At 57.7% G+C, this 25,739-nt stretch carries 22 protein-coding genes; 13 read left to right on the plus strand and 9 right to left on the minus strand.

Translation table 11 applies throughout. The features are described 5' to 3' along the window. Positions 1–51: 51 nt before the first annotated feature. A complete protein-coding gene (locus KOE80_RS16725) occupies positions 52–516 on the minus strand; it encodes a MarR family winged helix-turn-helix transcriptional regulator (protein ID WP_009460957.1) in 465 nt (154 codons plus the stop codon). Then, entirely contained in the window at positions 516–2,429 is a 1,914-nt protein-coding gene (locus KOE80_RS16730) for an FUSC family protein (protein ID WP_226349546.1), read from the minus strand. The genes KOE80_RS16725 and KOE80_RS16730 overlap by 1 nt, the downstream gene beginning before the upstream one ends. 374 nt (positions 2,430–2,803) lie before the next feature. On the opposite strand from KOE80_RS16730, the gene KOE80_RS16735 reads away from it, so the two are divergent. After that, positions 2,804–4,510 carry an FMN-binding glutamate synthase family protein gene (locus KOE80_RS16735; protein WP_035268337.1) on the plus strand — a complete coding sequence of 569 codons (1,707 nt, stop codon included), beginning with the start codon at positions 2,804–2,806 and terminating at the stop codon, positions 4,508–4,510. 20 nt (positions 4,511–4,530) lie between these two features. Here the strand turns inward: KOE80_RS16735 and KOE80_RS16740 are convergent, their stop codons facing one another. Beyond that, positions 4,531–4,695 (minus strand): hypothetical protein, encoded by a 165-nt coding sequence (locus KOE80_RS16740; RefSeq protein WP_226349547.1) that lies wholly within the window; start codon positions 4,693–4,695, stop codon positions 4,531–4,533. A gap of 82 nt (positions 4,696–4,777) precedes the next feature. On the opposite strand from KOE80_RS16740, the gene KOE80_RS16745 reads away from it, so the two are divergent. The 4 genes from KOE80_RS16745 to KOE80_RS16760 all read left to right on the plus strand — a co-directional run bounded on the left by KOE80_RS16745 (position 4,778) and on the right by KOE80_RS16760 (position 7,264). Beyond that, positions 4,778–5,194, plus strand: a complete 417-nt coding sequence (locus tag KOE80_RS16745) for a hypothetical protein (protein ID WP_035268339.1) — start codon at positions 4,778–4,780, stop codon at positions 5,192–5,194. Between the two features lie 56 nt (positions 5,195–5,250). Continuing rightward, positions 5,251–5,868, plus strand: coding sequence for an SCO family protein (locus KOE80_RS16750; protein ID WP_026484718.1), 618 nt, complete (start codon positions 5,251–5,253; stop codon positions 5,866–5,868). Positions 5,869–5,888: 20 nt separating this feature from the next. After that, entirely contained in the window at positions 5,889–6,368 is a 480-nt protein-coding gene (locus tag KOE80_RS16755; protein WP_035268345.1) for a copper chaperone PCu(A)C, read from the plus strand. Positions 6,369–6,694: 326 nt separating this feature from the next. Continuing rightward, positions 6,695–7,264: an HdeD family acid-resistance protein gene (locus KOE80_RS16760; RefSeq protein ID WP_009460967.1), complete on the plus strand. Its 570-nt coding sequence runs from the start codon at positions 6,695–6,697 to the stop codon at positions 7,262–7,264. A 201-nt stretch (positions 7,265–7,465) separates the two neighbouring features. Here KOE80_RS16760 and KOE80_RS16765 read toward each other — a convergent pair whose 3' ends face one another. From KOE80_RS16765 to KOE80_RS16785, 5 genes are all read right to left on the minus strand, one after another. Continuing rightward, a complete protein-coding gene (locus tag KOE80_RS16765) occupies positions 7,466–8,080 on the minus strand; it encodes an HAD-IB family hydrolase (protein ID WP_035268864.1) in 615 nt (204 codons plus the stop codon). Positions 8,081–8,149: 69 nt separating this feature from the next. Then, a complete protein-coding gene (locus KOE80_RS16770; protein WP_226349548.1) occupies positions 8,150–9,529 on the minus strand; it encodes an NCS2 family permease in 1,380 nt (459 codons plus the stop codon). A gap of 316 nt (positions 9,530–9,845) precedes the next feature. Beyond that, positions 9,846–11,597 carry an FUSC family protein gene (locus KOE80_RS16775; RefSeq protein ID WP_226349549.1) on the minus strand — a complete coding sequence of 584 codons (1,752 nt, stop codon included), beginning with the start codon at positions 11,595–11,597 and terminating at the stop codon, positions 9,846–9,848. Continuing rightward, complete coding sequence (mdtN, locus tag KOE80_RS16780; RefSeq protein WP_021446781.1) at positions 11,584–12,633, minus strand: multidrug transporter subunit MdtN; 1,050 nt, start codon at positions 12,631–12,633, stop codon at positions 11,584–11,586. Before mdtN ends, KOE80_RS16775 begins: the two co-directional genes overlap by 14 nt. A gap of 7 nt (positions 12,634–12,640) precedes the next feature. Next, on the minus strand, positions 12,641–12,895 hold the full coding sequence (locus KOE80_RS16785; RefSeq protein WP_179136438.1) for a YtcA family lipoprotein: 255 nt from the start codon (positions 12,893–12,895) through the stop codon (positions 12,641–12,643). 203 nt (positions 12,896–13,098) lie between these two features. On the opposite strand from KOE80_RS16785, the gene KOE80_RS16790 reads away from it, so the two are divergent. Genes KOE80_RS16790 through KOE80_RS16805 form a run of 4 tightly spaced genes read left to right on the plus strand, consistent with a single transcriptional unit; the run spans position 13,099 to position 18,455 of the window. Then, positions 13,099–14,733, plus strand: a complete 1,635-nt coding sequence (locus tag KOE80_RS16790) for a Na+/H+ antiporter (RefSeq protein WP_226349550.1) — start codon at positions 13,099–13,101, stop codon at positions 14,731–14,733. A 41-nt stretch (positions 14,734–14,774) separates the two neighbouring features. Next, a complete protein-coding gene (locus tag KOE80_RS16795) occupies positions 14,775–16,247 on the plus strand; it encodes a metal-dependent hydrolase family protein (RefSeq protein ID WP_226349551.1) in 1,473 nt (490 codons plus the stop codon). Positions 16,248–16,267: 20 nt separating this feature from the next. Further along, positions 16,268–16,954 carry a MarC family NAAT transporter gene (locus KOE80_RS16800; protein WP_009460989.1) on the plus strand — a complete coding sequence of 229 codons (687 nt, stop codon included), beginning with the start codon at positions 16,268–16,270 and terminating at the stop codon, positions 16,952–16,954. Between the two features lie 10 nt (positions 16,955–16,964). Then, positions 16,965–18,455, plus strand: a complete 1,491-nt coding sequence (locus tag KOE80_RS16805) for a TolC family protein (protein ID WP_226349552.1) — start codon at positions 16,965–16,967, stop codon at positions 18,453–18,455. A 99-nt stretch (positions 18,456–18,554) separates the two neighbouring features. Here KOE80_RS16805 and KOE80_RS16810 read toward each other — a convergent pair whose 3' ends face one another. Continuing rightward, positions 18,555–19,688 carry an aminotransferase class V-fold PLP-dependent enzyme gene (locus KOE80_RS16810; RefSeq protein WP_115635027.1) on the minus strand — a complete coding sequence of 378 codons (1,134 nt, stop codon included), beginning with the start codon at positions 19,686–19,688 and terminating at the stop codon, positions 18,555–18,557. Between the two features lie 196 nt (positions 19,689–19,884). Here KOE80_RS16810 and KOE80_RS16815 point away from each other — a divergent pair, with 196 nt between their 5' ends. The 4 genes from KOE80_RS16815 (at position 19,885) to KOE80_RS16830 (ending at position 24,740) form a co-directional block, all read left to right on the plus strand. Next, on the plus strand, positions 19,885–20,391 hold the full coding sequence (locus tag KOE80_RS16815; protein WP_035268361.1) for an RNA polymerase sigma factor: 507 nt from the start codon (positions 19,885–19,887) through the stop codon (positions 20,389–20,391). Between the two features lie 27 nt (positions 20,392–20,418). After that, positions 20,419–21,405 carry a FecR family protein gene (locus KOE80_RS16820; RefSeq protein WP_226349553.1) on the plus strand — a complete coding sequence of 329 codons (987 nt, stop codon included), beginning with the start codon at positions 20,419–20,421 and terminating at the stop codon, positions 21,403–21,405. Between the two features lie 181 nt (positions 21,406–21,586). Continuing rightward, the gene (locus tag KOE80_RS16825) at positions 21,587–23,926 is read left to right on the plus strand and encodes a TonB-dependent siderophore receptor (protein ID WP_413228943.1); all 2,340 of its coding nucleotides are present in this window, start codon (positions 21,587–21,589) and stop codon (positions 23,924–23,926) included. Between the two features lie 145 nt (positions 23,927–24,071). Beyond that, the gene (locus KOE80_RS16830; protein ID WP_035268369.1) at positions 24,072–24,740 is read left to right on the plus strand and encodes a metallophosphoesterase; all 669 of its coding nucleotides are present in this window, start codon (positions 24,072–24,074) and stop codon (positions 24,738–24,740) included. Positions 24,741–25,739 lie beyond the last annotated feature (999 nt).

Consider the following 25,739-nt stretch of genomic DNA (forward strand, 5'->3'; position numbering starts at 1 on the left):
TCTGCTCACCATCTGGAACATGCGCTTACGCTGCCCCGCCCAGGCACTTGATCAATCCCCGAACAGGCTGGACATATCCGTTGCTTCCAGCCCCAGATTGCTGGCCAGCGCGTCAAAACAACGCAAGGCCGCTTCTATATCTGCGTCCGCAATCCCTTCAAACAGGGGAGCACGGGATTGGCGCAGCAATTCCAGCAGGCGTTCGTGAAAGTCCCGCCCTTTTTCAGTCAGACACAACAGGCGAGCGCGCTTGTCCTGCTCGTCGGGCACACGCTCCAGCAAACCGCCGGACTCCAACTGGTCGATGAGGCGCACCAGGGTGGGGCCTTCCAAACGCATCATGCGTGCCAACTGCCCTTGCCGTATGGGTTCCCCCAACTGGGCCAGATAGCGAATCGGCAGGATGGTGGCCTCGGACACGCCATAACGCACCAGCGTCTGATCCAGTTCACGACGATACAGGCGCGCCAGCACAATCATGGACAGGCCAAATCGTTCATAAAGTTGGTGATTCATCAGGAAGTCTCCACAGCGCGCGACGTAGCATCAGGCGGGTAAGCATAAACCAGAACCGCTTGCGCCCCCTGCAAGGACTGCGCCACATCCATGATCGCCTGCCTCAATACTGTGTCGGTACAGGATTGGCTGATACGCAGCAATTGCTGGGCCAACTCCACGGGCTGATGCTCAAACCCTTCCAGCAACTCACAGACCAGCTCCACACAGGCTTGCTGCTCCGGTCCGCGTTTGGCCAGCCGCTTCAGCGCGACCACGCCATGGCCCAGGTTGATCAAGGACAGCAAACCATGAGGGGTCTGCTCGCCCATCCAGTGCCAGAGACGCACCCATTGACGCGCTACCCGCGCACGCCAGACCCGGAACAGGCGTGGGCGCGAACGCTTGATCAAGGGATACAGTTCGCGCACCACACGTCTGACCAAGGCTTGGCCACGAGGATGAGTCCGGCGAGGCAAAAGAAAGAAAGCACTGCACACGACCGCGGAGCCCGCCAGCAAAGGCAAGGACTCCTTCAAGATGATGGGCCAAGTAACCGCCGCCATCCCGGCCTGACTGGCCAGCTGGAAACACATATTCGCGTCCAATGCCCAGGTGGATGTGGGACGGTTGGCACGTAACAAACCGCCGATCACCAAAAAAGGAAGCACGGACAGAATGACCTGCCAGTCCGCAACCAGGTGTACCTGGACAAAGTAGCGATAAAAGCTGGCTACCAGCACGCCCACGGCAATCCCGGTAAACATGGTTCGGCTCATCAGTTGCGGACGCGGCATGGAGCCCAAAATAATGGAGAACGTACACACCCCAATCGCCATCAACTCCAGCGCGGGGCTGGCCAAAGCGTAAGCGATACCACCTGCAGTGAAAGCGGCCAGGCCACTGACCAGGCCTGTGCGGATTGCCAAGGGCCAATCCACCGAAACAGCAGGCGTCGTCAGAAAACGGTGCCGTCTGGGTTGCACCCGTTCAGCAAACAAACCCTGCTCCGCTCTTTGTATTTGTCCCATTGCACGGCGCAAGCGCGCCAGACTGATCTGCCCCTCGTGCCGCAAGGCTGTCTTGCCCAGCACCCGCAAACTCAGACCGTCCTGCAAGCGTTGTGCCTGTTCCTGCAAGTCGCGTGCATAATCCGCGGCAGGCGAGAGGCCCTGCTCCCTTTGCTGGACAATCAGCGCGCTGGCGGCCAAAAGCTCAATCACGGCGTACAGAAACGCATCCACATAAGGCAGGCGTCGATAAGCATCCAGAGAGCCTGCCGCCAGAATACGGGCTTGGGCATCCAGATCCACAATCTCCTGGCGAACACGGCTCCACGAGCTTTGATCCGGCTGCTGATAAGACGGCCCCAAAGCATGAGCAGCGATGCGCAAGGCATCCGCCGCCAGGACACGTACGCGCTCGTAATACGTTTTGCGCTGACTGCGCGGCGTTGTCCGCGAGCACAGCAAGGTGGTGACCACGACCCCGATCAGCGTGCACTCCACTCGCGACAAGGCCAAATCCAGTGACGCTTCCGGAGCCAGCACCGAGGGCAAGACCACCACGCCAATCGTGATCCCCGCCAGCATGGGCAAGTAAGAAAAAGCGCCCCGAAACACATGGGTCAAGGCCGAGGCCACCCCCACCACCAGGGCCATCCCCAGCAATTGCAGATAAGGATTGGGTAAGTGCAGGAACGCCAATCCCAAACCGGCCCCCACCAACGTTCCCAAAATCCGCCACAAAGCCCGCTCGTACACCAGCCCCCGATACGCTTGCGACAGCACCCACACCGGCATGGCAGCCCAAAACGGGTTATCAACGGAAAGCAGAACAGCGATGGTGAACGACAGCCACGCTGCCAAGGCCAAATTCAGGCCATGCAGGAGCGCAGGTCGATCCAGCTGGATCCAGGAAAATGAGGGGAGCATAAAAGACAGGAGACAAAAAAAATGCTAAAGCATGATTATATAGATAGCTTACCTACCTATTCAATTACAGCTAGCTGAATATCGTGTTTATGGCAGCTCCGGCCCTGCCCGCCAGACATAAGCTTCAAGGCAGAACACCCTGTTTCATGCTGCACCGCAACAGCCTCCCTGGTTTCCATCACGCCTTTCAAAGCTAAACAATTTGCGCCCTGCCCCGCCCTTTTTCAGCCACTCCATGGTTGTTTGTTAGTTTTCATAAACTATCGCCATCCAGGCATGGTCAAACCGTACGGGAGCGTTCTATGATGTTGGCAGCCTGACCGGCAGGTACCCGAAATCCTGCCCGTCACCCCGTTTTCTTGGCAGGAGTCTTTATGCAAAAGTGGCTGACACGCTACACCGCCTTCTACATCATCATTGGCCTGACCGCCTTTTTCTTGCTGCTTTCCTTGTTCAGAAGCGCAAGCTGGCTGTGGCTGGCGATACCAGGGCTGGCCCTGTGCATTCAGGGCTTGGTGGACATCACTCAAACTCGTCACGCCATTCGTCGCAACTACCCGGTTATCGGCAATCTGCGCTTTATCTTTGAAGCCATACGCCCTGAGATTCGCCAGTACTTTCTGGAAGGCGATGAGCAGCAACTGCCTTTTTCGCGGGCGGACCGCTCCCTGGTGTACCAGCGCGCCAAACAGCAGGTCGACAAGCAGCCTTTTGGTACTCACCAGGAGGTCTACAACAATGGGTACGAGTGGATCAACCACTCCATGACGCCCAAGCACATCAAAGACTCACAGTTCCGTATCACGGTGGGTGGGCCGGACTGTACCCAGCCTTATTCGCTGTCGGTGCTGAATATTTCGGCCATGAGTTTTGGGGCGCTGTCGGCCAATGCCATCCTAGCCCTGAACAAGGGTGCCAAGATGGGCAATTTTGCGCATGACACGGGCGAAGGCGGCATCAGCACCTATCACCTGCGTCATGGCGGTGATCTGATCTGGAATATTGGCTCGGGCTACTTTGGTTGCCGCGATGAACAAGGCAACTTTTCGCCCGAACGCTTTGCCGAACGAGCCACTCAGGATCACATCAAGATGATTGAAATCAAGCTGTCGCAAGGGGCCAAACCTGGCCACGGCGGCATCTTGCCCGGCACCAAGGTCTCGCCTGAAATTGCCCTGGCACGCGGTGTGCCGGAAGGCGTGGACTGTAACTCGCCCCCCAGCCACAGCGCCTTCCATTCTCCCGTAGAGCTGCTGGAATTCGTGGCCAAGCTGCGTACCTTGTCCGGTGGCAAGCCCGTGGGCTTCAAACTCTGTATTGGACATGCCTGGGAATGGTTTGCCATTGCCAAAGCCATGCTGAAAACAGGTATCACACCGGACTTTATTGTGGTCGATGGTGCGGAAGGAGGTACCGGTGCCTCCCCCGTGGAGTTCATTGACCACGTCGGCACCCCCTTGCGCGAGGCTCTGCGCCTGGTTCATAACACGCTGGTGGGTATCGGTTTGCGCGAACAAATCCGCCTGGGTGCCTCGGGCAAGATCATCAGCGCCTTTGATATGGCCCGCATCATGGCCCTGGGTGCTGACTGGTGCAATAGCGCGCGTGGTTTCATGTTTGCCGTGGGTTGCATTCAGGCCCAGGCCTGTCATACCGACAAGTGCCCCACTGGCGTGGCGACACAAGATCCGCAGCGTCAAAAAGCCCTGGTGGTTGATGACAAATCCCTGCGCGTGGCCAGCTTCCATGGCAATACGCTCAAAGCCCTGGCTGAACTATTGGGTGCGGCGGGCCTGGAACATCCGGACCAGCTACGTCCTCACCATATTGCCCGCCGTATCAGCAACGGCGAAGTGCGCGTGATGTCGGCTCTGTTCCCGGATCTGAAAAAAGGCGAACTCTTGCGCGGCCACTATCGTCAAACGATTTTCCGTGTGGGCTGGCCTATGGCCAACCCCGACTCCTTTGAACCGGCCTATAGCCTGAGCAAAGCCTTGTCGTACTTGAATGATGAAGCTGATCCTGAAGAAATCATGAAAAAACAGGACGCAGCTGATAGCGCAGGCCAAGCCCTGGCCTGACGCTGCAAGCGGCAGTCTCCCTAGTGGGACTGCCGCCGGGTCCCTACCCCCGCATCCACTTCCCCGTAAACTTCAACGCCCGACGGTCGACTCCAGCTGCTGTCTGCAAAGCGATCCGGTGTTGAACACGCCGCCAGCCCCAGCACCATGACCAAGGCGCTCAGCACCCCATAAATCTGTCGCATATCAAGCTCCTTGATGATAGGCGTCTACTGTGCCACAGAATCTGGGCAAACTGATTTCCATCTGTACTAGAATGCTCTGATCATGATCAGGCACTGCGCATTCCCCACCTCAGGTACTCGCAGCCGGTTTTTACTGGTGCTGGCAATCTGCGCCCTGCTTTTGCGTGGTCTGATCCCCAACGGCTACATGCCCAGCGCCGACCCGGCCAATGCAGCCGCGCTCAGCCTGTGCGTTCAGGGTGACCCTTTCCTGGCGCAATGGAGCAGCCAGCTCCCTGGTGGCCCAAAGCACGACGAGCAACACAGCCTGCATGCGGCCTGTCTGTTCGCCCAGGCCCAGGCGCAAAAAGCCCTGAATGATGATCCCAGCCCTGCCTGGAATCTGACACCTACACCACGACATACCTGGGACACTGCCCAACAGGCGGCGGCTCCCGTTCTTCCCCTGACGGGCCCGCCCCTGAGTGCGCGCGGTCCCCCCTCCACGCTCGTTTCCTGACCAGCCTCGGCTGCCCGGCGCAGCCACCTTATGTTGTCAATTAGCGGGATATTTCTATGAACGCCTCCTTCTCACGCCGCCAGCTCCTGCTTGCCATGCTGGCGACTCCTCTGGTCCTGAGCGCCTGCGGCGACAAGGCCCCCAAGCAGCCCGCCTTTCGTAATCTGGAAGGTGTAGACATGAGCAGTGCCGACTTTGCCAAGGATTTCAGCTTGCTGGATACCGAAGGCCAACGTCGCACCATGGCCGACTATCGCGGCAAGATCGTGCTGATCTTCTTTGGTTTTACCCAATGCCCCGACGTCTGCCCGACAGCCCTGACTCGTGCCGTCGACATCAAGGAACAGTTGGGCGAGGATGGCGACAAGCTGCAAGTCTTGTTTATCTCCATTGACCCGGAGCGCGACACGCCCGAACTGCTGCAAGCCTACATGCAGGCTTTCGACCCCAGTTTCGTGGCCCTGCGCCCCACCGAGGAAGAGCTGGCCAAAACCGCCAGCGACTTCAAAGTCTTCTATCAAAAGGTTCCTACCGGCTCCAGCTACACCATGGACCACAGCGCCTTGACCTATGTGTATGACACACAAGGCAAGTTGCAGATCGCCCTGCGTCATACGCAAACGGCTGAAGAAGCCGTGGCTGATATCCGCCAGGTACTGGCTCTGAGCAAGTGAACCCCAACAGGATTACCAACATGAAACGTACTATTGCTCGCTCTCTTTTTTCCCTGGCCGCCTTGCTGAGCCTGCCCACCCTGGCCCAGGCCGAAGTCACCGTTACCGATCCCTGGGTTCGCGCCACGGTTCCCGGCCAGCAAGCCACCGGCGCCTTCATGGTGCTGCAATCTACCGAGAACGCCCAATTGCTGGGCGCCAGCAGCAGCTTGAGCAAGCAGGTGGAGGTCCACGAAATGGCGATGGAAAACGAAGTCATGCGCATGCGCCAGGTTGAAAAAATCGACCTGCCCGCTGGCAAGGCTGTGGAACTGAAACCCGGCGGCTACCACATCATGCTGCTGGGTCTGGACAAACAGGTTGAGGCGGGCAGTTCCGTGGATCTCACCCTGGAAATCCAGAATGCCGCCGGTCAAAAGGAAGAGCTGAAAATCAGCGCTCCGGTCCGTGCCTTGAACACCAAGGCTGGCCAGGGTCACCAGGGCGCACACGGCCACTAAGGCCCTGTTCTCACCCCTTCAAACCGCCTGTTTTACCGGTTTGAAGGGCTTTGTTTCAGACTTCCGGGTTTTCCATAATTGGCTGGTTTTGATTAGCTAACGTACATTGAAACCACTGACATAGTGTCAGTAAGCTGTCTGAAACACAGCTTTCCCAAACTGTCATCATGACAGTTCACCGCCGCCAGAGCGGCCCATAGGCCCTACCGCAACGGTAGGGCCTTCGTGTTTCTGCAGCAGGCTCTTTGCATATCACTAGGCCCTTGCCCGGGTCTGGAGTAAAGTTAAGACCGTAGCGTCGGTTTAACCTTGCAAGGAGTACATAGATGGCTCTAAGTCCACATGACAACAATCGCTCTGAGTTGCTACGTCAACTGCCCTTGAAACCAGGATGGTTTATTGGTCTGGGCATCGCCCTGATTATTCTGGGTCTGATCGCCTTGATCTACGTGGTTGGTGCCACGGTTGCCAGCGTGGTGTACGTCGGCATCCTGATGACCATAGGCGGCGTGCTGCATCTGGCTCATGCATGGAGTTCCAAAGGCTGGCGCGGCTTTCTGTTCTGGAGCTTGAGCGGCATTTTGTACTTGTTCGCCGGTTTGATCGCCATCAGCAACCCCTTGGTAGGTGCCACCGTCCTGACCCTGATTTTTGGCGCCTTCCTGATTGCTTCCGGCGCATTCCGACTCTGGATCTGGTTTCAGAACCGGGCCCAGGCAGGTGGCGGCTGGATGGCTTTTTCCGGCCTGATTACACTGGCAGCCGGTTTGATCATTGCCGCAGGCTGGCCCGGCAATAGCGTATGGATTCTGGGCCTGATTCTGGGTATTGATTTGCTGACCCAAGGTTGGGCCAGCTTGTTGATTGGTATGGCAATCAAGCGCAATCAGAACTAAACCAGCGGCCAGGATCAAACCCCTGCGTCGGGATTGATCTCCGCTGACTAAATCACTGCAAATCACTCCGAAAAAATGCCCGACCAGAATCTGCTTCTGGTCGGGCATTTTGCTATCTTGATCTCCCGCCCTGGACTGTAGATCTGCCACCAGGCTGCCAAGCCTGCAACTCAAGCGGTACAAAGCAAACCCTACAATCGACTATCGGACTTCCAGCGCTGGCAGAGCGGCATCCCTTCCCCGCAGCCAGGGCTGACGCGTATGGGCCAGCATCTGCGCATCACCGGGGCTATCACCATAGGCCATATCCAGCTCCACGGGTTTATCGCCCAGCCACGCCTGCAAGCGATTCACCTTCTCCTGCCCCCAGCAATTGGCGCTGGCCATGCCCACACAACCTTGTTGATCATCAAAGGCCAACTCTGTCGCCAGCACCTGAGCCATTCCCTGTGCTTGCGCCCAGGGCTGTAAATAAATGGACGGCGAGGCACTGACCAGCACCACCGTATCTCCCCGCTCTCGATGGGCACGGACTCGTTCCATCATTTCCGGGCGGACAATCTGCGGCACATAGTCCCGCACATAGGTGTCGGCTAAAGCCTGAACCTGCTCCCGGCTCAAACCACCCAAGGCACTGCGTAGAAAACGATGCTTGATCGCCTGACGACGCTGCGGACCGCGATCCCAGACCAGGACGCGAGGCACGCAAGCTAAATAGGCACGAATACAGACCGGCCAGCCTCGCATGCGACGTATGAAGTCCTGCAAGCTGTCCCGGTCTGTAATCGTGCCATCAAAATCAAATGCGACCAGCACAGGTACCCCTTTGGTTTTCAGAAAAAGGGCTAGTGTAAAGGGGAACACCAGCCCTTCCCAAGCCCTGCTTTATAAGGCCCAGCCACCCAGGTAGAAAACAACCAGGGCAATGGCAATCAGAACCGTGCCCACATTCAGACGACGCAGTTCACCCGAGAACAGGCGACCCAGCACCAGCGTGCAAAAGCCCAGCATGATGCCTGTGACGATATTGACGGTCAGCACGATAAACACGGCGCACACCAGACCCGCCATGGTGTCGACCGTATCTTCGGTATTCAGATGACGCACGCCGCCCAGCATCAGCAAGCCCACATACATCAAGGCAGGCGCAGTCGCATAGGAAGGCACCAGACCGGCCAAAGGCGACAGGAAGATCAGCATCAGGAAACCCAGGCCAACCACCACCGCGGTCAGACCGGTACGTCCCCCGGCGGCTGTGCCGGCAGCAGATTCAATGTAGGCGGCGGCAGGCGAAGCCCCCAAGCTGGCAGACACCAAAGAGCTGAGCGAGTCCGTCGTCAGGGCGCGGCTGCCATTGATGATCTGACCATCCTTGTCCAATTGCCCGGCATTGCCCGCGACCGCACGAATCGTGCCGGTCGCATCAAACACGGCTGTCATCACCAGAGCCAGCACACTGGGCAGGACGACCGCATTCAAGGCCCCGCCTATGTCCATGGCACCGATCAAGGAGTTCTCGCCCAGCAAGCTAGGCATGGCAAACAGGCCAGCAAAGCGCACATTGGGATCGAAGATCAGGCCTACCGCCGACAGACCCAAGATCACCAGCAAGATACCGCCCGTGACACGACGGCGCTCCAGGCCAAAAATTGCTGCCAGACCCAGCACACTCAGCCAGACCGGCATGGACGTGACGTCCCCCAGGGCAACCGGCAGACCTGCGCCCGTATTACGGGTCACCAGACCTACCTCGTTGGAGGCGATCATCAGCAAGAACAGGCCAATTCCGATACCCGTGCCATGCGCGATGCCCAGGGGCAAATTGCGCAGAATCCAGGTACGAATCCCGGTGGCGGAAATCAGGGTAAAGATCAGGCCCATCAGGAACACGGCACCCAGGGCGACGGCCGGGCTGAGTTGCTGACCCAGCACCAAGTCAAAAGCCAAGAACGCAGTCAAGGACAAGGCACAGCCCACCGCAATGGGCAGATTCGCCCACAGCCCCATCAGCAGGGAGCCAAAAGCGCTGGTCAGACACACGGCCACAAAGACCGACGAGGTATCAAAGCCCGCCTTGCCCAGCATGGACGGTACGACAAATACGGAATAAACCATTGCCAGGAATGTCGTCAGCCCTGCCAAGACCTCCTGACGCAGAGAACTGCCGCGCTCTGTATAGGCAAAATGTTTCTGCAACCAACCGCCAGCAACCGGAGGGACCAGGGCCTCCTGCCCTGGCCGCAATGCGGATTCTTGCTCAGCCATACTTCATGCTCCTTTATCAGTATTGTGATGTCTGAAACGGTACGTTGCCGTCATCAGGAATCAGTAATGGACAGTTCCAGCCCCAAAGGGGGCAAGAGACTTCTCACACGCTGAATCAAAGAAAACGCCGAGCAAAGACGAGTCCTGCCCTGCCCGCAACAAGGTGCAGACATAGGCAGAAAGAAGTAGGTATGCGGGGGTGTCTCCGACCGAACCGAGGCCTTTGCGGCGCTTCTTTTGATCCCGATAATGGGAAGTGAGGCCCATTCTACGAGCCGTCAAGGACGGGAAAATCACCTCTAGGTAATGAGGGTTATCAATCGCTTCGGTGGCGAGATACAGGCATATAGGCTTGGCCGATGAACTGCTGGCGCAACTGCTGCCATTGACGTTGCATATCCTGGGCCTGCTGCTGGTCGGGTCGCAAACGCTCTGGTTCCAAGTGCATCAGAGCCAATCCATATTTGGCCGCCGACAGCTCCTGCGCGACGCTGGCTGACTGTTGCACCGCCTGGGCGGGACGTTCCTGCCATAAGCTGCCCAGGCCGCTCAAACTGTCAGAAGCCGTGGCCAAACGCTGACGTACCGAACCTGCAATGCTGACAGGCCAGATCTGGGTAAACATCACGTACATCACCGCATTGCCCAGCAAAATACCGATCACCCGATCACGGGCCGAATCCAGGTCAAAGCTGGGACCAAAGCCCTGCAAGGTCACCAGATAAAAGGCAAAGGCAATTTGAATGCCGGCATACGAGATACGTTCCGGGCCATAAAATACCCAGGCCCCTAACAGGGACACCAGAAATACCACGACCATCAAGCCGCCAATATCCAGCAGATGCGGCATCACAAACAAGATGGTGATAAAGCCCAGCGCCGCCCCCAGCAAACAGCCCACAATCCGCAAGGTCAGCTTGTGTACGGTTTCCCCGGTAGAGCCCAAAGCGGCCACGTAGCAGGTAATCATGGCAGTATGAATGCCCTGCCAGTCTGCCGCGCTATAGATCAGATAACAAAGCACTGCAGCTGCCGTCGCCTTCAAGGCATGGTGCTGATAAACCGGATTACTAAAGGCGTCGGGCACCATGAAGGAGCCATGTTCCGGATCCGCTTTGCCAATAGACACCGCCCCCGACAAGGCCAGCAAGGCATCGCGCAAATCTTGTTCGGCCAAAGAACTGGAGGCTGACAGCTCGGGCAGATCATTCATCTGCGGCAAACGCCCTTGTTCAATATCCTGTGCGCTGCGTTCGCACATCTGGGCAAATGCTGTGGCCTGCTCATTGTCCAGATGCTGATCGCGCAAGACGGCAACCGCCAGCAAGGCTCGGTAGGTATTCAAGATGGCCTGATCCAGTTCTGCCTGCTCTTGTGCAGGCCGCAAGTGAAACAGCCGTATCCAGCCCAGTCGCTTCTGTTGTGCACTGACTCCCAAAGCCAGTTCGTCCCACAAATCCTGCGTATCTGCCTGCCCCATCAAACCCTGGGCCGACAAACGCAAACGCGCTGCCAGTTCACGGCGCAACACCTTGTGCGGGTACAAACCAAAACAGAGATTGAAGATCAGCACCAGGCCCATGGGGGCGCAGGTCATTAACCAGGCATAAAGCACGGCACGGGTAGCAATCTCGCCAAAGGGCACATAGCCCAACAAGGTCAGCACAAAGGCGATGACCAAGGCAATAATCCCGCCCAAAGGCCCCAGCTTGCTGGCTACCCCGAGAAACAACAGCACAAAGGAGGTCAGCACCATGGCCAGCAAACGCCAGGCCGGATACTGAATCGTGACCTGAATCAATGGCACCATCAGCAGCACCACAATGGACACCAGCACCACCAGAGCCAGCGCCAGTACCGAGCTTTCGCCGGCATCGGACTTCATCACAAAGAAGATCACAAAGCAGCTGACGGCAGACTCGGGAATACCGTAGTTCATGGCCAGCAGCACCATCAAGGCGCACAGCACCGCCACGCGCCAGCTTTGCGCCAGACGACCGGGGGTGGGCTGCAAGTCTTGCCAGACCAGCCGCGCCAGACCCGACACGCCGGTCTTAGCAGTTGCCATCGCGATGAATAATGGTGGTGGCCGAGGCACCCATGCGCATCAAGTCCTCGGGCGGGGCATCCAGACGGATACGCACCGGAAAGCGTTGCGCTACCCGTACCCAGTTCATGGATTTCTGAATATAGGGCAGGCTGCGCGGCAGATTGATCTGCTCCTGACTGCTGACACCCCAACCAATTTCCTCTACCTTGCCCGAGAGCTTGCGCGAAGGATCGGACATCACATACACCGTGGCGCAGGCACCAGGCTTGATCTCTTTCAGATCCGTTTCACGGTACATGCCCGTGACATACCAGGAATCCGTATCCAGCAAGGTAAAGACAGACGTGCCGGGCATCAGATGCTCTCCCGAGCCGATACGCAAGCCCACGATACGACCGTTGTGCGGTGCCTTGACCTGAGTATGTTCCAGATCACGCTGGGCCATCGCCAAACCTGCCTGTCGCGCTTGCACCATGGCTTCTTCTGCCTGCGTATTGCCGACCAGAGCCTGAGCGGCCCCGGATTGCTCTGTTGCCTGTTTCAAGGTGACTTGAGCATCACGCAGCAAGGTATTAGCTTCATCCAATTGCTGTTGGGAGACATAACCCTTGGCCGCCAGATTCGCCAAGCGACGCTGGCTTTGCGTGGCCATCGTCAAATTGGTTTTAGCGCGGGTAATCTGATCATCGGCAATAACGGCGTTATGCCCTTCTGCGCGCACAGCCCGTTGCTTCATGTCCAGCGTAGCCTGAGCCAGCGCCAGTTCAGCTTGGGCCTGTTCCAGACGCAGCTGATAAAACACCGGGTCTACGGTAAAGAGCAGTTCATCGCGGCTGACAAACTGACCGTCACGCACCATCATGCGCTCAATGTGTCCAGGCAAGGAGCTGGAGATATGCACCACATCGGCACCGATCACCGCGTCTTCGGACAAAGGGTTGTTGGCAGAGCGCTGCAAATACCACCATGCCAAAACAATGGCGGCGACAACAATCAGCACGCTCAGCAGGCGGGCAGCGCCTTTACGGGGGGAGGATTTCTGTGCCTGGGTCATGGCTCAGTCACTCGAAGAAAAGAAGAAGTGCGGCAAAGGTCAGTGCCAGCGTCAAGCAGGCATAGACAGGCAAACGCATGGGCAGGGCATCATCCACACCTGCACGAATCAGCCCCCAACGAATCAGCAAGGTCAGCAGCACGGCGCCCAGCACACACACCAGCCAGGCCGGGAAATACGAACCCGCCACATAGACCGACGGGGCAAGAGAACATCCCCCCAACAAGGGCAAGACAGCCAGACCGGCTAGTAGCGCACGCATGCGTGGCATCTCCCTGATTATTGTTAAACCGATCTGCGCATGGCGCCCTGATCGCTGCGACGAATTGTACCTGAGCCCTTTCAAAGACATCATTTATATCTCTGCCGGATTAAGCAACTGTGTATCTATGATTTTCACGAGTATAGTGACAAACATCTTTCTGATAGGGTCTCAATAACCTCGGTTATTTACACAGAGTTGCCATGGATGACGTAAACCTGACTTTAAGCATGCTGGCCGCCGTTTTAATCAGCAACAGCGTGGTCAAGATAATACCTGTTGCCATCCCTGCCCCTCTCGTACAGATTCTGCTGGGCTTTCTGATTGCCGGCTGGTTCAATCATGGGATGACCCTGAATCCGGATCTGTTCTTTTATCTGTTTCTGCCGCCCTTATTATTTCTGGATGGCTGGCGCATTTCCAAGGAAAGTTTAATTCGGGACCGAATTGGCATTCTGGTTCTGGCTTTTATTCTGGTCTTTTTAACGGTATTCGGATTAGGCCACGTGCTGCACTGGCTCATTCCTGCCATGCCTTTGCCAGTGGCCTTCGCCTTGGCCGCCATTGTCTCGCCAACTGACCCAGTTGCCGTCTCGGCCATTACCCGCCGCGTGCCTCTGCCGCCACGACTGCAGGCCTTGCTGGAGGGTGAATCCCTGTTCAACGATGCCAGCGGTCTGGTTGCGTTTCGACTTGCTGTAGCCCTGGCCCTGGGCGGCTCTTTCTCCATCACGTCTGCCAGCCAGAACTTCCTGTGGCTAACGCTGGCCGGCCTGGTCGTGGGCGTAGTGACCACGCGTGCCCTGCTTTTTCTGCGTAATCTCTTTGTGCGCCGCTGGGGCGAAGAGCCAGGGCCAGAGGTTCTGTTCAGCCTGCTCCTGCCTTTTGCGTCCTACTTCCTGGCCGAACAAATGGAGGCCTCTGGCATTCTGGCCGCTGTCGCAGCAGGCGTGACCATGAGCTACGCCGAGCTCTCGGGCAATGCACTGGCGGCCACCCGTATGCAGCGCAAGACCGTCTGGGACACCTTGCAACTTAGTTTGAATGGCATGATGTTCGTCCTGCTGGGCGAGCAACTACCCGCTATCTTTCGCGGCGCGGTACAGGTTGTCCAGGAGACCGGCCACCATAATCCAGCCTGGCTGCTGGTCTATGCGGTCGCCATGTGTACCACCCTGATTTTGCTGCGCTTTCTATGCGTTTACGCGTACCTGTGGCTAAGACGCGGCCTGTCCCTGCTGGGCTTGCATCATGCTGCTGAGACCGCCCAAGCCAACCCGCGCCTGGTGCTGGTGCTGTCCATTGCCGGGGTACGAGGTGCCGTCACCCTGGCCGGTGTCATGACCTTGCCGCTCACTCTTGCCGATGGCAGTCCTTTTCCTGCCCGAGATCTGGCCATTTTCCTGGCCTCCGTCGTCATTATCGTGTCACTGCTGACGGCCAGCCTGGCCCTGCCACCCATCATGAAACGAGTCAGCTTCCCTGCCCTGCGTCGACGTCAGGAGCAGGAAGAACGGGCCGAGCAAGCCGTACGTCACGCCAGCGCCCAGTCGGTGGCGCAGACATTGAATGACTTGATTGCGCACAATCCCGAGTCCTCAGGGGCGCGTTACACGGCCATGGCCGACCGCGTCCTGGGCACTATTGCTCACAGCCATCAAGGCGACGGACTGGAGCCGGATCTGGCAGAACAAGCACTGGAAAAAGACATGCAAATCCGGGCCATCCACGCCGCGCGTGAGGCCGTTTACACCTTAGCTCGCACACACCAGATATCCGATGAAATCGCTCGCGAACGGGTCCGCCTGCTGGATCTGATCGAACTGCGTATGTCTTGAGTCCGCCTTCCTTTCATTTATCGTTGATTTTTTAGGACGCCATGCAGACTTACTCCTACCTGGGCCAGTCCCCTGCCCTGCGCCAACAACGCCAAGCCTATCGTCACGGCTTGCCAGCCTGTGTTTGCGCCCACCCCTCCATTCCCTTCATTCACAAGCGCTTGAGTGCATCAGCCAGTTTCGCCCCCAGCGCGGTCCCTGCAGGCCCGGCCTTCCAATCCAATAATGCCCTGGATCAGAAACCCATCGCCCTGGCTCCCAAACTGATCCTGAGCAATCTGCGCCTGTTTGATGGTGAAACAACAGAGCTGAAAAACGGGCTAGCCGTCCAGATTGACCAGGGCCGCATCACTGCCGTCATGCCGGTTGCCGAGATTCCGGCTGACGCCACCGTCGTGGACTGCCAGAACAAAGTCTTGATGCCTGGCCTGATCGACGCCCACTGGCATAGCCTCTTGTGCGCTGTCGACCAGATGACCGCCATGATGGCCGACCCGGCTGACCTGCATTTGATTGCCAGCAAAGAAGCCGAGCGCACCTTGCTGCGCGGTTTTACCACCGTGCGCGATGCCGGTGGCCCCAGCTTCTCCTTGAAACGCGGTATTGATATGGGCTTGCTGCATGGCCCGCGCATCTATCCTAGCGGCGCCATGATTGCGCAAACCGGCGGCCATGCAGACTTTCGTATGCGCTACGAAGTGCCACGCGCAGAAGGCGAGCTAAGCCATACCGAACGAGCAGGTGTAACCTGCATTGCCGATGGCGCCGACCAAGTCCTGCGTCGTGTTCGTGAGCAACTGATGCTGGGCGCCAGCCAGATCAAGCTGATGGCCGGGGGTGGTGTCACCTCCTTGTACGACCCACTGGAAGGACTGCAATTTAGTGATGCCGAACTGCGTGCCGCGGTGGGGGCCGCCAGCGACTGGGGCACCTACGTGATGGTGCACGTGTACTGCGCTCGTGGTATCCAGCGTGCGATCAAGGCAGGCGTGAAATCCATCGAACACGGCCAACTTGCCGACGAAGAAACCGCCCGCATGATGGCTGGCGAAGGCGTGTGGTGGAGCCTGCAACCCTTTTTGGCCGATGAAGACGCCAACGTCCAGCACGACCCACGCAGCAAGGCCAAGCAACAACAAGTTGCCGTAGGAACCGTACGTGCCTACGAACTGGCCGATAAATATCAGATCCAGACCGCCTGGGGCACGGACATTCTGTTCACCCCCGCCCATCTACCACACCATGGCCGCATGCTGTCCAAGCTGACCCGTTTTTACAGCCCACTCAAGGTGCTGAAAATGGCGACCGGAGATAATGGCCGGCTGCTGCAACTGTCGGGCCTGCGCCAACCGTACGAAGGCGAACTGGGCGTGATCCGAGCCGGTGCCCTGGCCGATCTGCTGTTGATTGATGGCGAACCCGAACAAAGCCTGAGCTTTCTGGAGCAGCCCGAACAGAACCTGCTCTTGATCATCAAGGACGGCAAGATTTACAAGAACGCCCTGCCCGCCTGAAACCTCATCAAGGAGCTCCCATGCCCAACGAAGTGATGCAGTTATTCAAATTGCTCGGCCTGGGGCTGGCATTTTTGCTGCCCCTGGCCAATCCCCTGACTTCAATGGTGATGTACCTGTCGTTGGGCGAAACCTTGAGCGCAGCAGAAAAGAAGCAGCAACTGCGTCAGGCAACGCTGTATGTCATTCTTGCCTTGCTGATTACCTACTACGCCGGTTTGTGGATTACTTCGGCACTGGGCATTTCCATGGTGGACATGCGCATCGGGGGCGGGCTGATCGTGGCGTATATCGGCTTTCGCATGCTGTTTCCCCCCACTGTCAGCGACGTGGTTTCCAAAGCAGCCGATCAGAACACCGCTGCCCACAACAATATCGCCTTCGTTCCACTGACCCTGCCCTCCACGGTCGGTCCCGGCACTATGGCTCTGGTTATCAGTGCCTCCTCCAAAATGGCTGGCATGCGCGGGCACTATGCGGAATGGGTGCTGGTGGCCACGCCCATCATTCTGGCCATCCTGATTGGTTTGATCTTTTTCATTTGCCTGCGCTCCTCGCTCAGCATCGTGCGTGTGATCGGGCATAACGGCGTCGATGCCATTTCACGCATCATGGGGTTCTTGCTGGTCTGCATGGCCGTACAACTCGTCCTTGAAGGCGGACAGCAGTATGCTGCTACGCTGCTGACTCATTCTGCTGCCTCCTGAATTTATGTCTATGACTTGTTTTCCTGCATTGCGTCTGACTCTGGCTGTGACGGCCGCCCTGACTCTGGCCGCCTGCGCGGCGCCTGATCACAAACCCATGGCCCAGGCCATGCCCGAGCAAGATGCGCCGGAACCTCCTCGCCTGACATTGGCCGACTACAGCGGCCCGGATCAAAACCAGCCAGCGCCCCGCGTGCAAGCCCATCACGAATACAGCCTGCCTGAACTGATCGACCTGGCCCAGCGCCTGAACCCCAGCACCCGCATTGCCTGGGGCGAGGCCCAACAAGCCGCAGAAGCTGCCGGTATGGTGGAAAGCACCTACCTGCCCTTGATCTCCGCCAGCGTGGTGGGCGGCTATATGCGCAGCGACCGCGACAGCAGCGTGCACATTCTGGGCAGAGAAGTCGATGTGGACTACGACACCCATTTAAGTGGCGCCGTCCCTTCCCTGACCTTGAAGTGGCTGCTGTTCGACTTTGGCAAACGCGCCGCCTTGCAAGAGGCGGCCGACAAACTGGCCATGGCCAGCCGGATTACCTTCAGCGGTGTGCATCAAGCCGTGATTGCGGAAGTATCCATCAGCTACTTCAACTACAACTCGGCCCGCCAACGCGAGCAAATCTCTGCCCAAGGGCTGAAAAATGCGGCACTGATTGAAGATATCGCCCTGGAGCGGCAGCGCAATGGGCTGGGCACCCAGATTGAAGTCGCGCAGGCACGACAACTGAAAGCCCAGGCACGTTTGCACCATGTGAATGCCAGCACTCTGGCACGTCAGTCTTATCAAACGTTGCTGGGTGCAATTGGCCTGTCCCCGGAAACGGAGCTGAAAGTCGCCGATAGCGCCACCCGTCCCCTGCCCAAGGATCTGGATATCCCTGGCAATGACACACTAAAAAAAGCCATCGCCCAGCGGCCCGATGTACAGGCCCTGCAAGCCGCCCATCAGGCCAGTCTGGCAGGCATAGACTCAGCCGAAGCCAGTTTCATGCCCAAGCTGGCCTTGATGGGTTTTATCTCCAAACGCATGGGTTCATTAAGTGTAGGCAGCCTGCCCGAAGTCAGCCCGCAATCCTCTTCCCGAGGCGCCGTGCTGGCCCTGAATATCCCGATCTACGACGCTGGGCTACGCAACAAGCAAGTACGCGAAGCCCAGTTGCGTGCCGACACCGCGCGCGAACGCGTCGCCAAAACCGAACAAGACGCCTACAAGCAAATGATCATTGCTGCCGACGCGCTGCGAGCTGCTCTGGAGTCTCATCAAGCCGCCACCAGCCTGGTCGAGGCGGCACAAATCACTTACCAAGGTGCGCTGGAATCCTATAAGGAAGGTCTGACCGGCATGACCTTGCTGACCGAAGCGCACAGCGGTCTATTGGGTGCACAAGAAGCCCAGACTACGGCTCATACTGCAGGTTTGGTCGGCTCTGTAAACCTGGCCTTTGCCATGGGTGAACTCAATCAAGCCCCCAAAACCCCTGGGGATGCCACTAAGTAGTAGGCAAAGAAGAAGCAAGCCACACTCTACTTGGGAGCAAAAATAAAAAGGGAGCCATGCAAGGCTCCCTTCTCATGTAGCAACCGCTACTGCAGCAACTTACTGCTCTTCAATCGCATCCAGCGCCTTGGCCAAACGCTCCACCGAGCGTTCCAGATTGTTCAGCTTGTCCAGGCCAAACAGACCAATTCGGAAGGTCTTGAAATCGGCAGGTTCATCGCATTGCAACGGCACACCCGAGGCGGCTTGCAAACCAGCCTTGGCAAACTTCGCTGCCGAATGGATGCCGTCGTCTGTGGTGTAGCACACCACCACCCCCGGCGCTTCAAAACCTGGTGCCGCCACGCTGCGGAAACCATGTTCGCTGAGCAAGGCACGCACCTTGCGGCCCAGCTCCAGCTGACGATTGCGGATCCAGTCAAAGCCCAGAGCTTCCGTCTCGGCCATCGCCTCTTGCAGCACCTTCAAGGAGTCCGTCGGCAAGGTGGCATGGTAGGCATGAGCCCCACTCTCATACGTTTCCATGATCTGCAGCCACTTGCGCAGATCGCAGGCAAAGCTGGTGCTGGTCGTGGTTTCAATGTGCTGACGAGCGCGCTCGCTTAACATCACCAGACCGCAACATGCCGAGCCAGTCCAACCCTTTTGCGGCGCGCTGATCAGCACGTCCACACCCACATCCTTCATATCCACCCACACGGTGCCCGATGCAATGCAATCCAGCACAAACAGACCGCCTACCGCATGCACGGCATCGGCGACCTGACGCATATAGTCATCGGGCAACATGATGCCGGAGGCTGTTTCCACGTGCGGGGCAAACACCAAAGCCGGTTTTTCAGCCTGAATCGCAGCAACTACTTCTTCGATAGGGGCCGGTGCGTAAGCGGCCTGCTTGCCTTCCTCAATCGGGCGTGCTTTCAGAACCGTGGTGCTGGCGGGGATGGAACCCATGTCAAAAATCTGAGTCCAGCGGTAGCTGAACCAGCCATTGCGTATCACCATGCACTTGCGGTCCGTTGCAAACTGACGGGCCACCGCTTCCATGCCAAACGAGCCACTGCCCGGCACAACAATCGCCGAATGTGCCTGATAGACCTGTTTGAGCGTGCGAGAGATTTCACGCATCACTTCCTGGAAGGTCTTGGACATATGGTTCAAGGCGCGGTCGGTGTAGACCACCGAATATTCAAGCAGGCCGTCCGGATCAACGGGAGTGCTGGTTTGAGACATGAAAACCTCGGAATTCAGATGTAGAAGATATAAGGATCGAAAGATTTTAGACCAAGCCGCTTGGTACGGGCAGCTTGACCCCAAGACCCTTCCGGTCAGAAGAAATTGCACAGACAGGCCGAACAAGAACAACCTGAATGAGAATTATTGCTATTATTCACTATTCTTTTTTCCGCCTGCTCCGCTAAGCCGCTCCATGTCTCACCCTTCACGTCCCATAAAAGCCTGGCTCGCCTCGTATAGCGAGCTGTTTGGCGTATGGCGGCGCAAGGCCGAGAGCCGGGAAGACGCGGAAGATGCCATGCACGACACCGTTGTGGGCATGCTGGAAAACAACACTACCCTGATCGACAACCCACGTGCCTATCTGGCACGAGGCACCAACAACCGTCTGATCAGCCGCCATCGCCATCAAACCGTCCTGACTGTCTTACCCTTGGACGAGCTAAGCGATACCGAGCATCCGCGCCAGGCCGGGGCTGACAGCCACGCCCAGTTTGAGCAATTAGCCGACGCGCTGGTGAACGCGCTGGCCGACTTGCCCCCAAAATGCCGAGAGGTCTATATCAAGCATCGACTGGAGGGCTGGACCCATACCGAAATTGCCCAGGACATGGCCCTTTCCCGCAGCATGGTGGAAAAATACATGACTCGTGCCTTGCGTCACATCCATGAACGGCTGCACCATTACGTACCTGACTGACGCCATGTCGTACACAAAGCCCGCGCCATGACCCACCCCTCTTCCTCCGACGAACTGGATCACCCCAGCGATGCCGCTCATTGGTTCGCCCGACTGCAATCGGGGGAAGCCAGCGAGCAGGACCACCACGCCTTCCAAGTCTGGCGGGACGCTGATCCTGACAACGCGCGCCGCTACCGCGAGGTGGAGTACCTGTGGCGCGCCAGCCAGGCCGTCCCGGAAGAACGCCTGCGCAGACTGCTGCCCCACGCCCCTGGTCGTGTGCCATCCCCCAAGCGCCGTTATCTGACACTGGGTTTGGGCGCGCTTGGCATGCTGGCCCTCTCGGCAGGAGCCATCCATCAGTCAGGCTGGTTGAACCCGGTAGAAGAAACGGTACAGTTGCTCACTGCCAAAGGCGAGCGTCAGCAAATCACCTTGCCCGATGGCTCTGTTGTGGACTTGAATACCGACACCATCGCCCAGGCTCGTTTATCTGCCTCCAAACGGGAAATCGAACTGCTCCAGGGTGAAGCTTTTTTTGCCGTCCAACACTACCAAACCCTGCCCTTTATTGTGCGCACCGACTTGGGCACCGTAACCGTCACCGGCACCCGCTTCAATGTGCGACGGCTGGGAGACAGCCTGCAAGTCAGCGTTCAGTCCGGCTCGGTCAAAGTGGAATCCGGTCCTTGGTGGCGTCGCCAGGAACGCCTCTTGGGAGCGCAGCAACAAGTGCTGTTGCGCCAAGGTGCGGAGCCCGGCCCGGTACACACAGCCGATGTGGAAAGCCTGACAGCCTGGCAACGCGGCAAGATCATTTTCAAGAACACGCCTTTGGAAGTGCTGGTACAGGAAATGGCTCGCTACCTGCCCCAGCCCTTGACGCTGGACGCCCCCGCCCTGCGCCAGCACCGTATCTCCGGCATTTTCGATGTCGACCAACCCGAGACTGTCCTCAAGGCCTTACCTGCCATTGCCCCAGTCCAGGTTCAGAGAGATGCGTCAGGTGTGACGCACATTGTGGCGCGCTAAAAACAGAGCTTCCTGGGCCTGTTACAAAATAATCATGATTCTCATTCCGGTGATTGAGCACCTTGTGCGTCTAGGTAGGTGAAGGAGGCTATCCCCCGGAGGGCAGCCCCCTGAGTCCCTTTGGCCAAAGGCTGGGCGCGTCTATCGCGCGAGATGTATTTTCATTGGAAAACGTAGGATCGTGAGCCCCTTTACCCCACGTCGTCGCCACTCGCCCCTTTTGCAGGCGAACTTGAGTGCCTTGACCTTAAGCCTGAGTTTGGCCTTCAGCCTGGCCCCTTCTGCTGCGCAGGCCCAACAAACTGCCTCTATTCAAATCCCTGCCCAGCCCTTGGGCGATGCCCTGCTGAAACTGGGCGAACAGACCTCTTTGCAGATTTTTTTCTCTCAGGATGTAGTTGCCGGACGCCAAGCCCCCTCGGTCTCGGGTCATCTGGCACCTGAGCAAGCTTTGCGTCAATTGCTGGACGGTAGTGGCATCAACTACACCCGAGACGGCAACACGATCACCTTGTCAGCCGGTGTGACTCAATTGACGCCAGTCACGATACGCCGCGCCCCCACAGACACCGCTGACAGCTACGTCGCACTAAACAGCCGCGGTGGCAAGCTGGACGTGCCCTTGATCGAAACCCCGCGTTCGGTCTCCATCGTCACGCAAAAGCAGTTAAAGATTCTGGCCCCGCAAAGCATTGAACGCGCCCTGGCTTACACCCCTGGCGTTCAGACTGACGTGTCCGGCTCGGGCGACCTGCGCATGAGTGGCGCGGTGATACGTGGCTTTAGTGACGGCAGTGCCTACTACAAAGATGGCTTGAAACAGCTCTCGGCAGGCACCTACGGGTCCTGGAACGATGATATGGACAGCCTGGACAGCATCGAAGTGCTGAAAGGCCCGGCCTCGGTCCTGTATGGACAGGGACGCCCCGGCGGCGTGGTCAACGTGGTGTCCAAGCGCCCCACAGCCGATCACGTGAACAGTCTGGGACTGGGCTATGGCAGCTACCAGCGCCGTCAGGTAACGGCGGATATTGGTGGAGCCTTGAACGACGATCAATCCCTGCTGTATCGCCTGAATCTGTCCGGGCGCAAAAGCCATGGACGCACCATAGACTCGCGCGACGATCGTGTCTCGATGTCCCCCGCCCTGCTTTGGAAACTGTCGGACCGGACCAGCCTGACACTGTTGGGTTCGTATTCGCGTGAACGAGGCACTCCCAAGTCCTGGTGGCCCAATCTGTTTTATTACCCCGAAGTCACTGACCTGCCGCTCAAACGCACCGCCGGGGACCCGGCGTTTGACTACTTCAATCGCGACACCAAAGCCATTGGCTATGCTCTGGAGCATGACACCGAAAGCGGCTGGCGCTTGCGTCAGAACCTGCGTTATTCGGAAATCGACATTGATTACCGCCATATCTACGCCATGGCCGTTCTGGCCGACCAGCGCAGCGTCTCCCGCGCCAGCCTGGCCCAGGAAACCAAAGGCCGCACCTTCACGGTAGATAGCCGTGTCGGCAAGGACTTTAACTGGGGGCCGTTGGAGCACACCCTGGAATTTGGTGTGGACTATCTGCGCTACAAAGAAAACGACGGTTTGGGCTTTGGCTGGAACGTACCTGACCTGGACATGCTCGACCCGGTATACGGGCTGTCCATCACACCGCCCGAACTGGATTACTCCGAGCGCGATCTGAAGCAAACCGGGATTTACATGCTGAACCAGCTGAAATGGGACCAGTGGGTTGCCAATGTCAGCTTGCGTCACGACACTGCTCGCACCGTACAAAGCAGTGCGACGCAGCCGCGCATGACGGACCGCGCCACCACCGGCAGCGCGGGCTTGCTGTACCTGTTTGACAATGGTGTGGCTCCATACATCAGCTATTCCACCGCCTTTGACCCCACAACAGGGCGGGCCGCCGATGGCACGGCATTCAAGCCGCGCGAGGGCAAGCAATACGAAGCCGGAGTGAAGTATCAGCCACCGGGAACCGATGCCCTGATTACCGCTGCGGTGTTTGATCTGCGCCAGACCAATGTCACCACGCCCGATCCGAACTTCCCGCGTTTCAGCGTCCAGACAGGAGAAGTACGATCCACGGGTATCGAGCTGGAAGCCAAGCTGCCCATTAGCTCTCAGCTCAACCTGATGGCGGGCTATACCTATCTGGATCCACGGACTACGCAAAGCGAGCGCCCGGCAGAAATTGATCGGCAGACGTTGCAAACCGCACGTCAGACCGCCAGTCTGTGGCTGGACTATCGGCCCCAGCAAATTCAGGGCTTGATGCTGGGGGCCGGTGTACGGTATCGGGGCAAGTCGCCCAATGATGTACGGCCGGATGGCAGCCTGAACTACAACCCTTCTTTTACCTTGGCAGATATGGCGGTGGCGTATGAGACCTCCCGTTATCGGGTAGCCCTGAACGTCAACAATGTGTTCAACAAGAAGTATTACACCGGCCAGTTCCGGGGCATGGAACGGGAAGTGATGTTGAACATGAATTTATATTGGTAATCTTGTTGCCGGACATGAGGCTGTCTTGCCTGACACGTATAGTCTCTTCTGGCTGAGTGCAGCGGCAGGCCGCGTCTTTCTTGACTCGGCCTGCTGCTCTGAGTACCGTGATGAGCACGTTTCATCTAGTCCGGGTTTCATCATCATGCAGGTAGCACACTTCAGCCAGAACACCTTGGGACGCGATATTGCGGTTGGCGATATTCACGGTTGCTTCTCCAAGCTGAAAACGTCTTTAAAGCGGATTCGTTTTGATCCGTCCAAGGACCGCCTTTTTTCGGTGGGCGATCTGGTGGATCGTGGTCCGGAGTCGCATCATGTTCTGGAGTGGCTGGACCTGCCCTGGTTTCATGCGATTTGTGGCAATCACGAGCAGCTGACCTGGCGGCGGGCGATTGGGCAGCCTATTCAGGAAGTAGATCATCGCGTGCATGGTGGGCTATGGCTGGACGATTGCACCTCGGACGAGCAGGCACTGATCGCTCAACGTCTGCAAGCCCTGCCTTTGGCGATGGAAATAGAAACGCCCTTGGGACTGGTGGGTATGGTTCATGCCGACTTTCCCTACGATAATTGGCAGCACATTCATACCGAGGGTTTTGATGCCAATGACCGCTATGTCTGTATGTGGTCCAGGGATCGCTATGTGACTGGCTACGATGGCATGGTAGAGGGTCTTCGGGCTTTGGTGCATGGGCATCAGACGACGCACAAGATGCGGCAATTAGGGAATGTGTTTTTCATTGATACCGGCGGGTGGCTGGATCATGGGCATTTCACCTTGTTGGATTTGAAGCGCTTGGTGGCTTTGTAGGGTCTTTCGGCTCTTCGCTCGCAATTAGAGATTGTTTTTGCCTAATTAGTCTCTGGGAAGGCGCTGTTTCGGTCCTGCTAGGGTGTCGGGGCTGAGCACTGGCCAGCGCTGCGCGCCGGTACCCTTGTCGAGAACTCGATCGGGGCGCATCCTGAACTCGCCGGGTACTTGGTCCCCCGGACCAAGTACAAGCGTCCGGCTCAAACAGCAGGATGCTTGTACCCCCGATCGAGCCCTCGCCTGCGGCCAGTACTCTGAATCGCCCCAACACCCCAGCAGGACCGAAACAGCTCTCAGCGATTATTTGCAAAAACAATCCTTATGCGGCAACTGATTGCTGCTTATTGTTTACTGAGTGCTGATGGCTAATGGCTAATCGCTGATGTTCGACTCGCCTTGAACACGGAATCAATGACACTACGTCTGATGACGTACGAACCTGTCTTCGTCAATGTCGGTACTGGCCTCGTCTCTCGCTGTAACTACGTTTACCTGAACAACAACCATGGTGACAGGCGCTTTGGCTTCAAAGACAAGCTACATGCTACAGATTACAAACTACAGCTTGGTGCGCCAGGAGATCCTCAACAAGATTCATGCTCCAATGAAGCACCAGGCACTCGATAACTAGCAGTTGGTCCCGATTTCTCTATCCCTCACCCTCACCGCCAACTGTTGAAAACGACGATTAGCCAATAAACCTCGCCCCTCCCCCTCAAGCCCCCTGCGCACCTACGGCAACAGAAAAAACCACATATAGCCAGATCCCAAAAGAACGGAAGTCTCATATTGATAGTCATTGTGAGCCGGTCTGGGCCGGGGGGCCGTCCTCTGGGCGATTCAGGCTTCTTGCCGCAGGCGGGCTTGCTATTCGGGGTTCAAGCGTCCTGTTGTTTGAGCGAAATGCTTGTGCCTTGTCCGGGGGACAAGGCACTTTCGCGAGTTCAGGATGCGCCCGAATAGCAAGCCTGACCAGGGCACCGGTGCGCAGCACCGGCA

It is taken from the genome of Alcaligenes sp. 13f (assembly GCF_020496585.1).
In the GTDB taxonomy this organism is placed as follows: Bacteria; Pseudomonadota; Gammaproteobacteria; order Burkholderiales; family Burkholderiaceae_B; genus Alcaligenes; species Alcaligenes phenolicus.

What these genes read in the sequence shown, in the direction of transcription:
- KOE80_RS16725 (WP_009460957.1), bottom strand. Translation starts at nt 516, where the DNA reads ATGAATCACCAACTTTATGAACGATTTGGCCTGTCCATGATTGTGCTG.
- KOE80_RS16730 (WP_226349546.1), bottom strand. Translation starts at nt 2,429, where the DNA reads ATGCTCCCCTCATTTTCCTGGATCCAGCTGGATCGACCTGCGCTCCTG.
- KOE80_RS16735 (WP_035268337.1), top strand. Translation starts at nt 2,804, where the DNA reads ATGCAAAAGTGGCTGACACGCTACACCGCCTTCTACATCATCATTGGC.
- KOE80_RS16740 (WP_226349547.1), bottom strand. Translation starts at nt 4,695, where the DNA reads ATGCGACAGATTTATGGGGTGCTGAGCGCCTTGGTCATGGTGCTGGGG.
- KOE80_RS16745 (WP_035268339.1), top strand. Translation starts at nt 4,778, where the DNA reads ATGATCAGGCACTGCGCATTCCCCACCTCAGGTACTCGCAGCCGGTTT.
- KOE80_RS16750 (WP_026484718.1), top strand. Translation starts at nt 5,251, where the DNA reads ATGAACGCCTCCTTCTCACGCCGCCAGCTCCTGCTTGCCATGCTGGCG.
- KOE80_RS16755 (WP_035268345.1), top strand. Translation starts at nt 5,889, where the DNA reads ATGAAACGTACTATTGCTCGCTCTCTTTTTTCCCTGGCCGCCTTGCTG.
- KOE80_RS16760 (WP_009460967.1), top strand. Translation starts at nt 6,695, where the DNA reads ATGGCTCTAAGTCCACATGACAACAATCGCTCTGAGTTGCTACGTCAA.
- KOE80_RS16770 (WP_226349548.1), bottom strand. Translation starts at nt 9,529, where the DNA reads ATGGCTGAGCAAGAATCCGCATTGCGGCCAGGGCAGGAGGCCCTGGTC.
- KOE80_RS16775 (WP_226349549.1), bottom strand. Translation starts at nt 11,597, where the DNA reads ATGGCAACTGCTAAGACCGGCGTGTCGGGTCTGGCGCGGCTGGTCTGG.
- mdtN (WP_021446781.1), bottom strand. Translation starts at nt 12,633, where the DNA reads ATGACCCAGGCACAGAAATCCTCCCCCCGTAAAGGCGCTGCCCGCCTG.
- KOE80_RS16785 (WP_179136438.1), bottom strand. Translation starts at nt 12,895, where the DNA reads ATGCGTGCGCTACTAGCCGGTCTGGCTGTCTTGCCCTTGTTGGGGGGA.
- KOE80_RS16790 (WP_226349550.1), top strand. Translation starts at nt 13,099, where the DNA reads ATGGATGACGTAAACCTGACTTTAAGCATGCTGGCCGCCGTTTTAATC.
- KOE80_RS16795 (WP_226349551.1), top strand. Translation starts at nt 14,775, where the DNA reads ATGCAGACTTACTCCTACCTGGGCCAGTCCCCTGCCCTGCGCCAACAA.
- KOE80_RS16800 (WP_009460989.1), top strand. Translation starts at nt 16,268, where the DNA reads ATGCCCAACGAAGTGATGCAGTTATTCAAATTGCTCGGCCTGGGGCTG.
- KOE80_RS16805 (WP_226349552.1), top strand. Translation starts at nt 16,965, where the DNA reads ATGACTTGTTTTCCTGCATTGCGTCTGACTCTGGCTGTGACGGCCGCC.
- KOE80_RS16810 (WP_115635027.1), bottom strand. Translation starts at nt 19,688, where the DNA reads ATGTCTCAAACCAGCACTCCCGTTGATCCGGACGGCCTGCTTGAATAT.
- KOE80_RS16815 (WP_035268361.1), top strand. Translation starts at nt 19,885, where the DNA reads ATGTCTCACCCTTCACGTCCCATAAAAGCCTGGCTCGCCTCGTATAGC.
- KOE80_RS16820 (WP_226349553.1), top strand. Translation starts at nt 20,419, where the DNA reads ATGACCCACCCCTCTTCCTCCGACGAACTGGATCACCCCAGCGATGCC.
- KOE80_RS16830 (WP_035268369.1), top strand. Translation starts at nt 24,072, where the DNA reads ATGCAGGTAGCACACTTCAGCCAGAACACCTTGGGACGCGATATTGCG.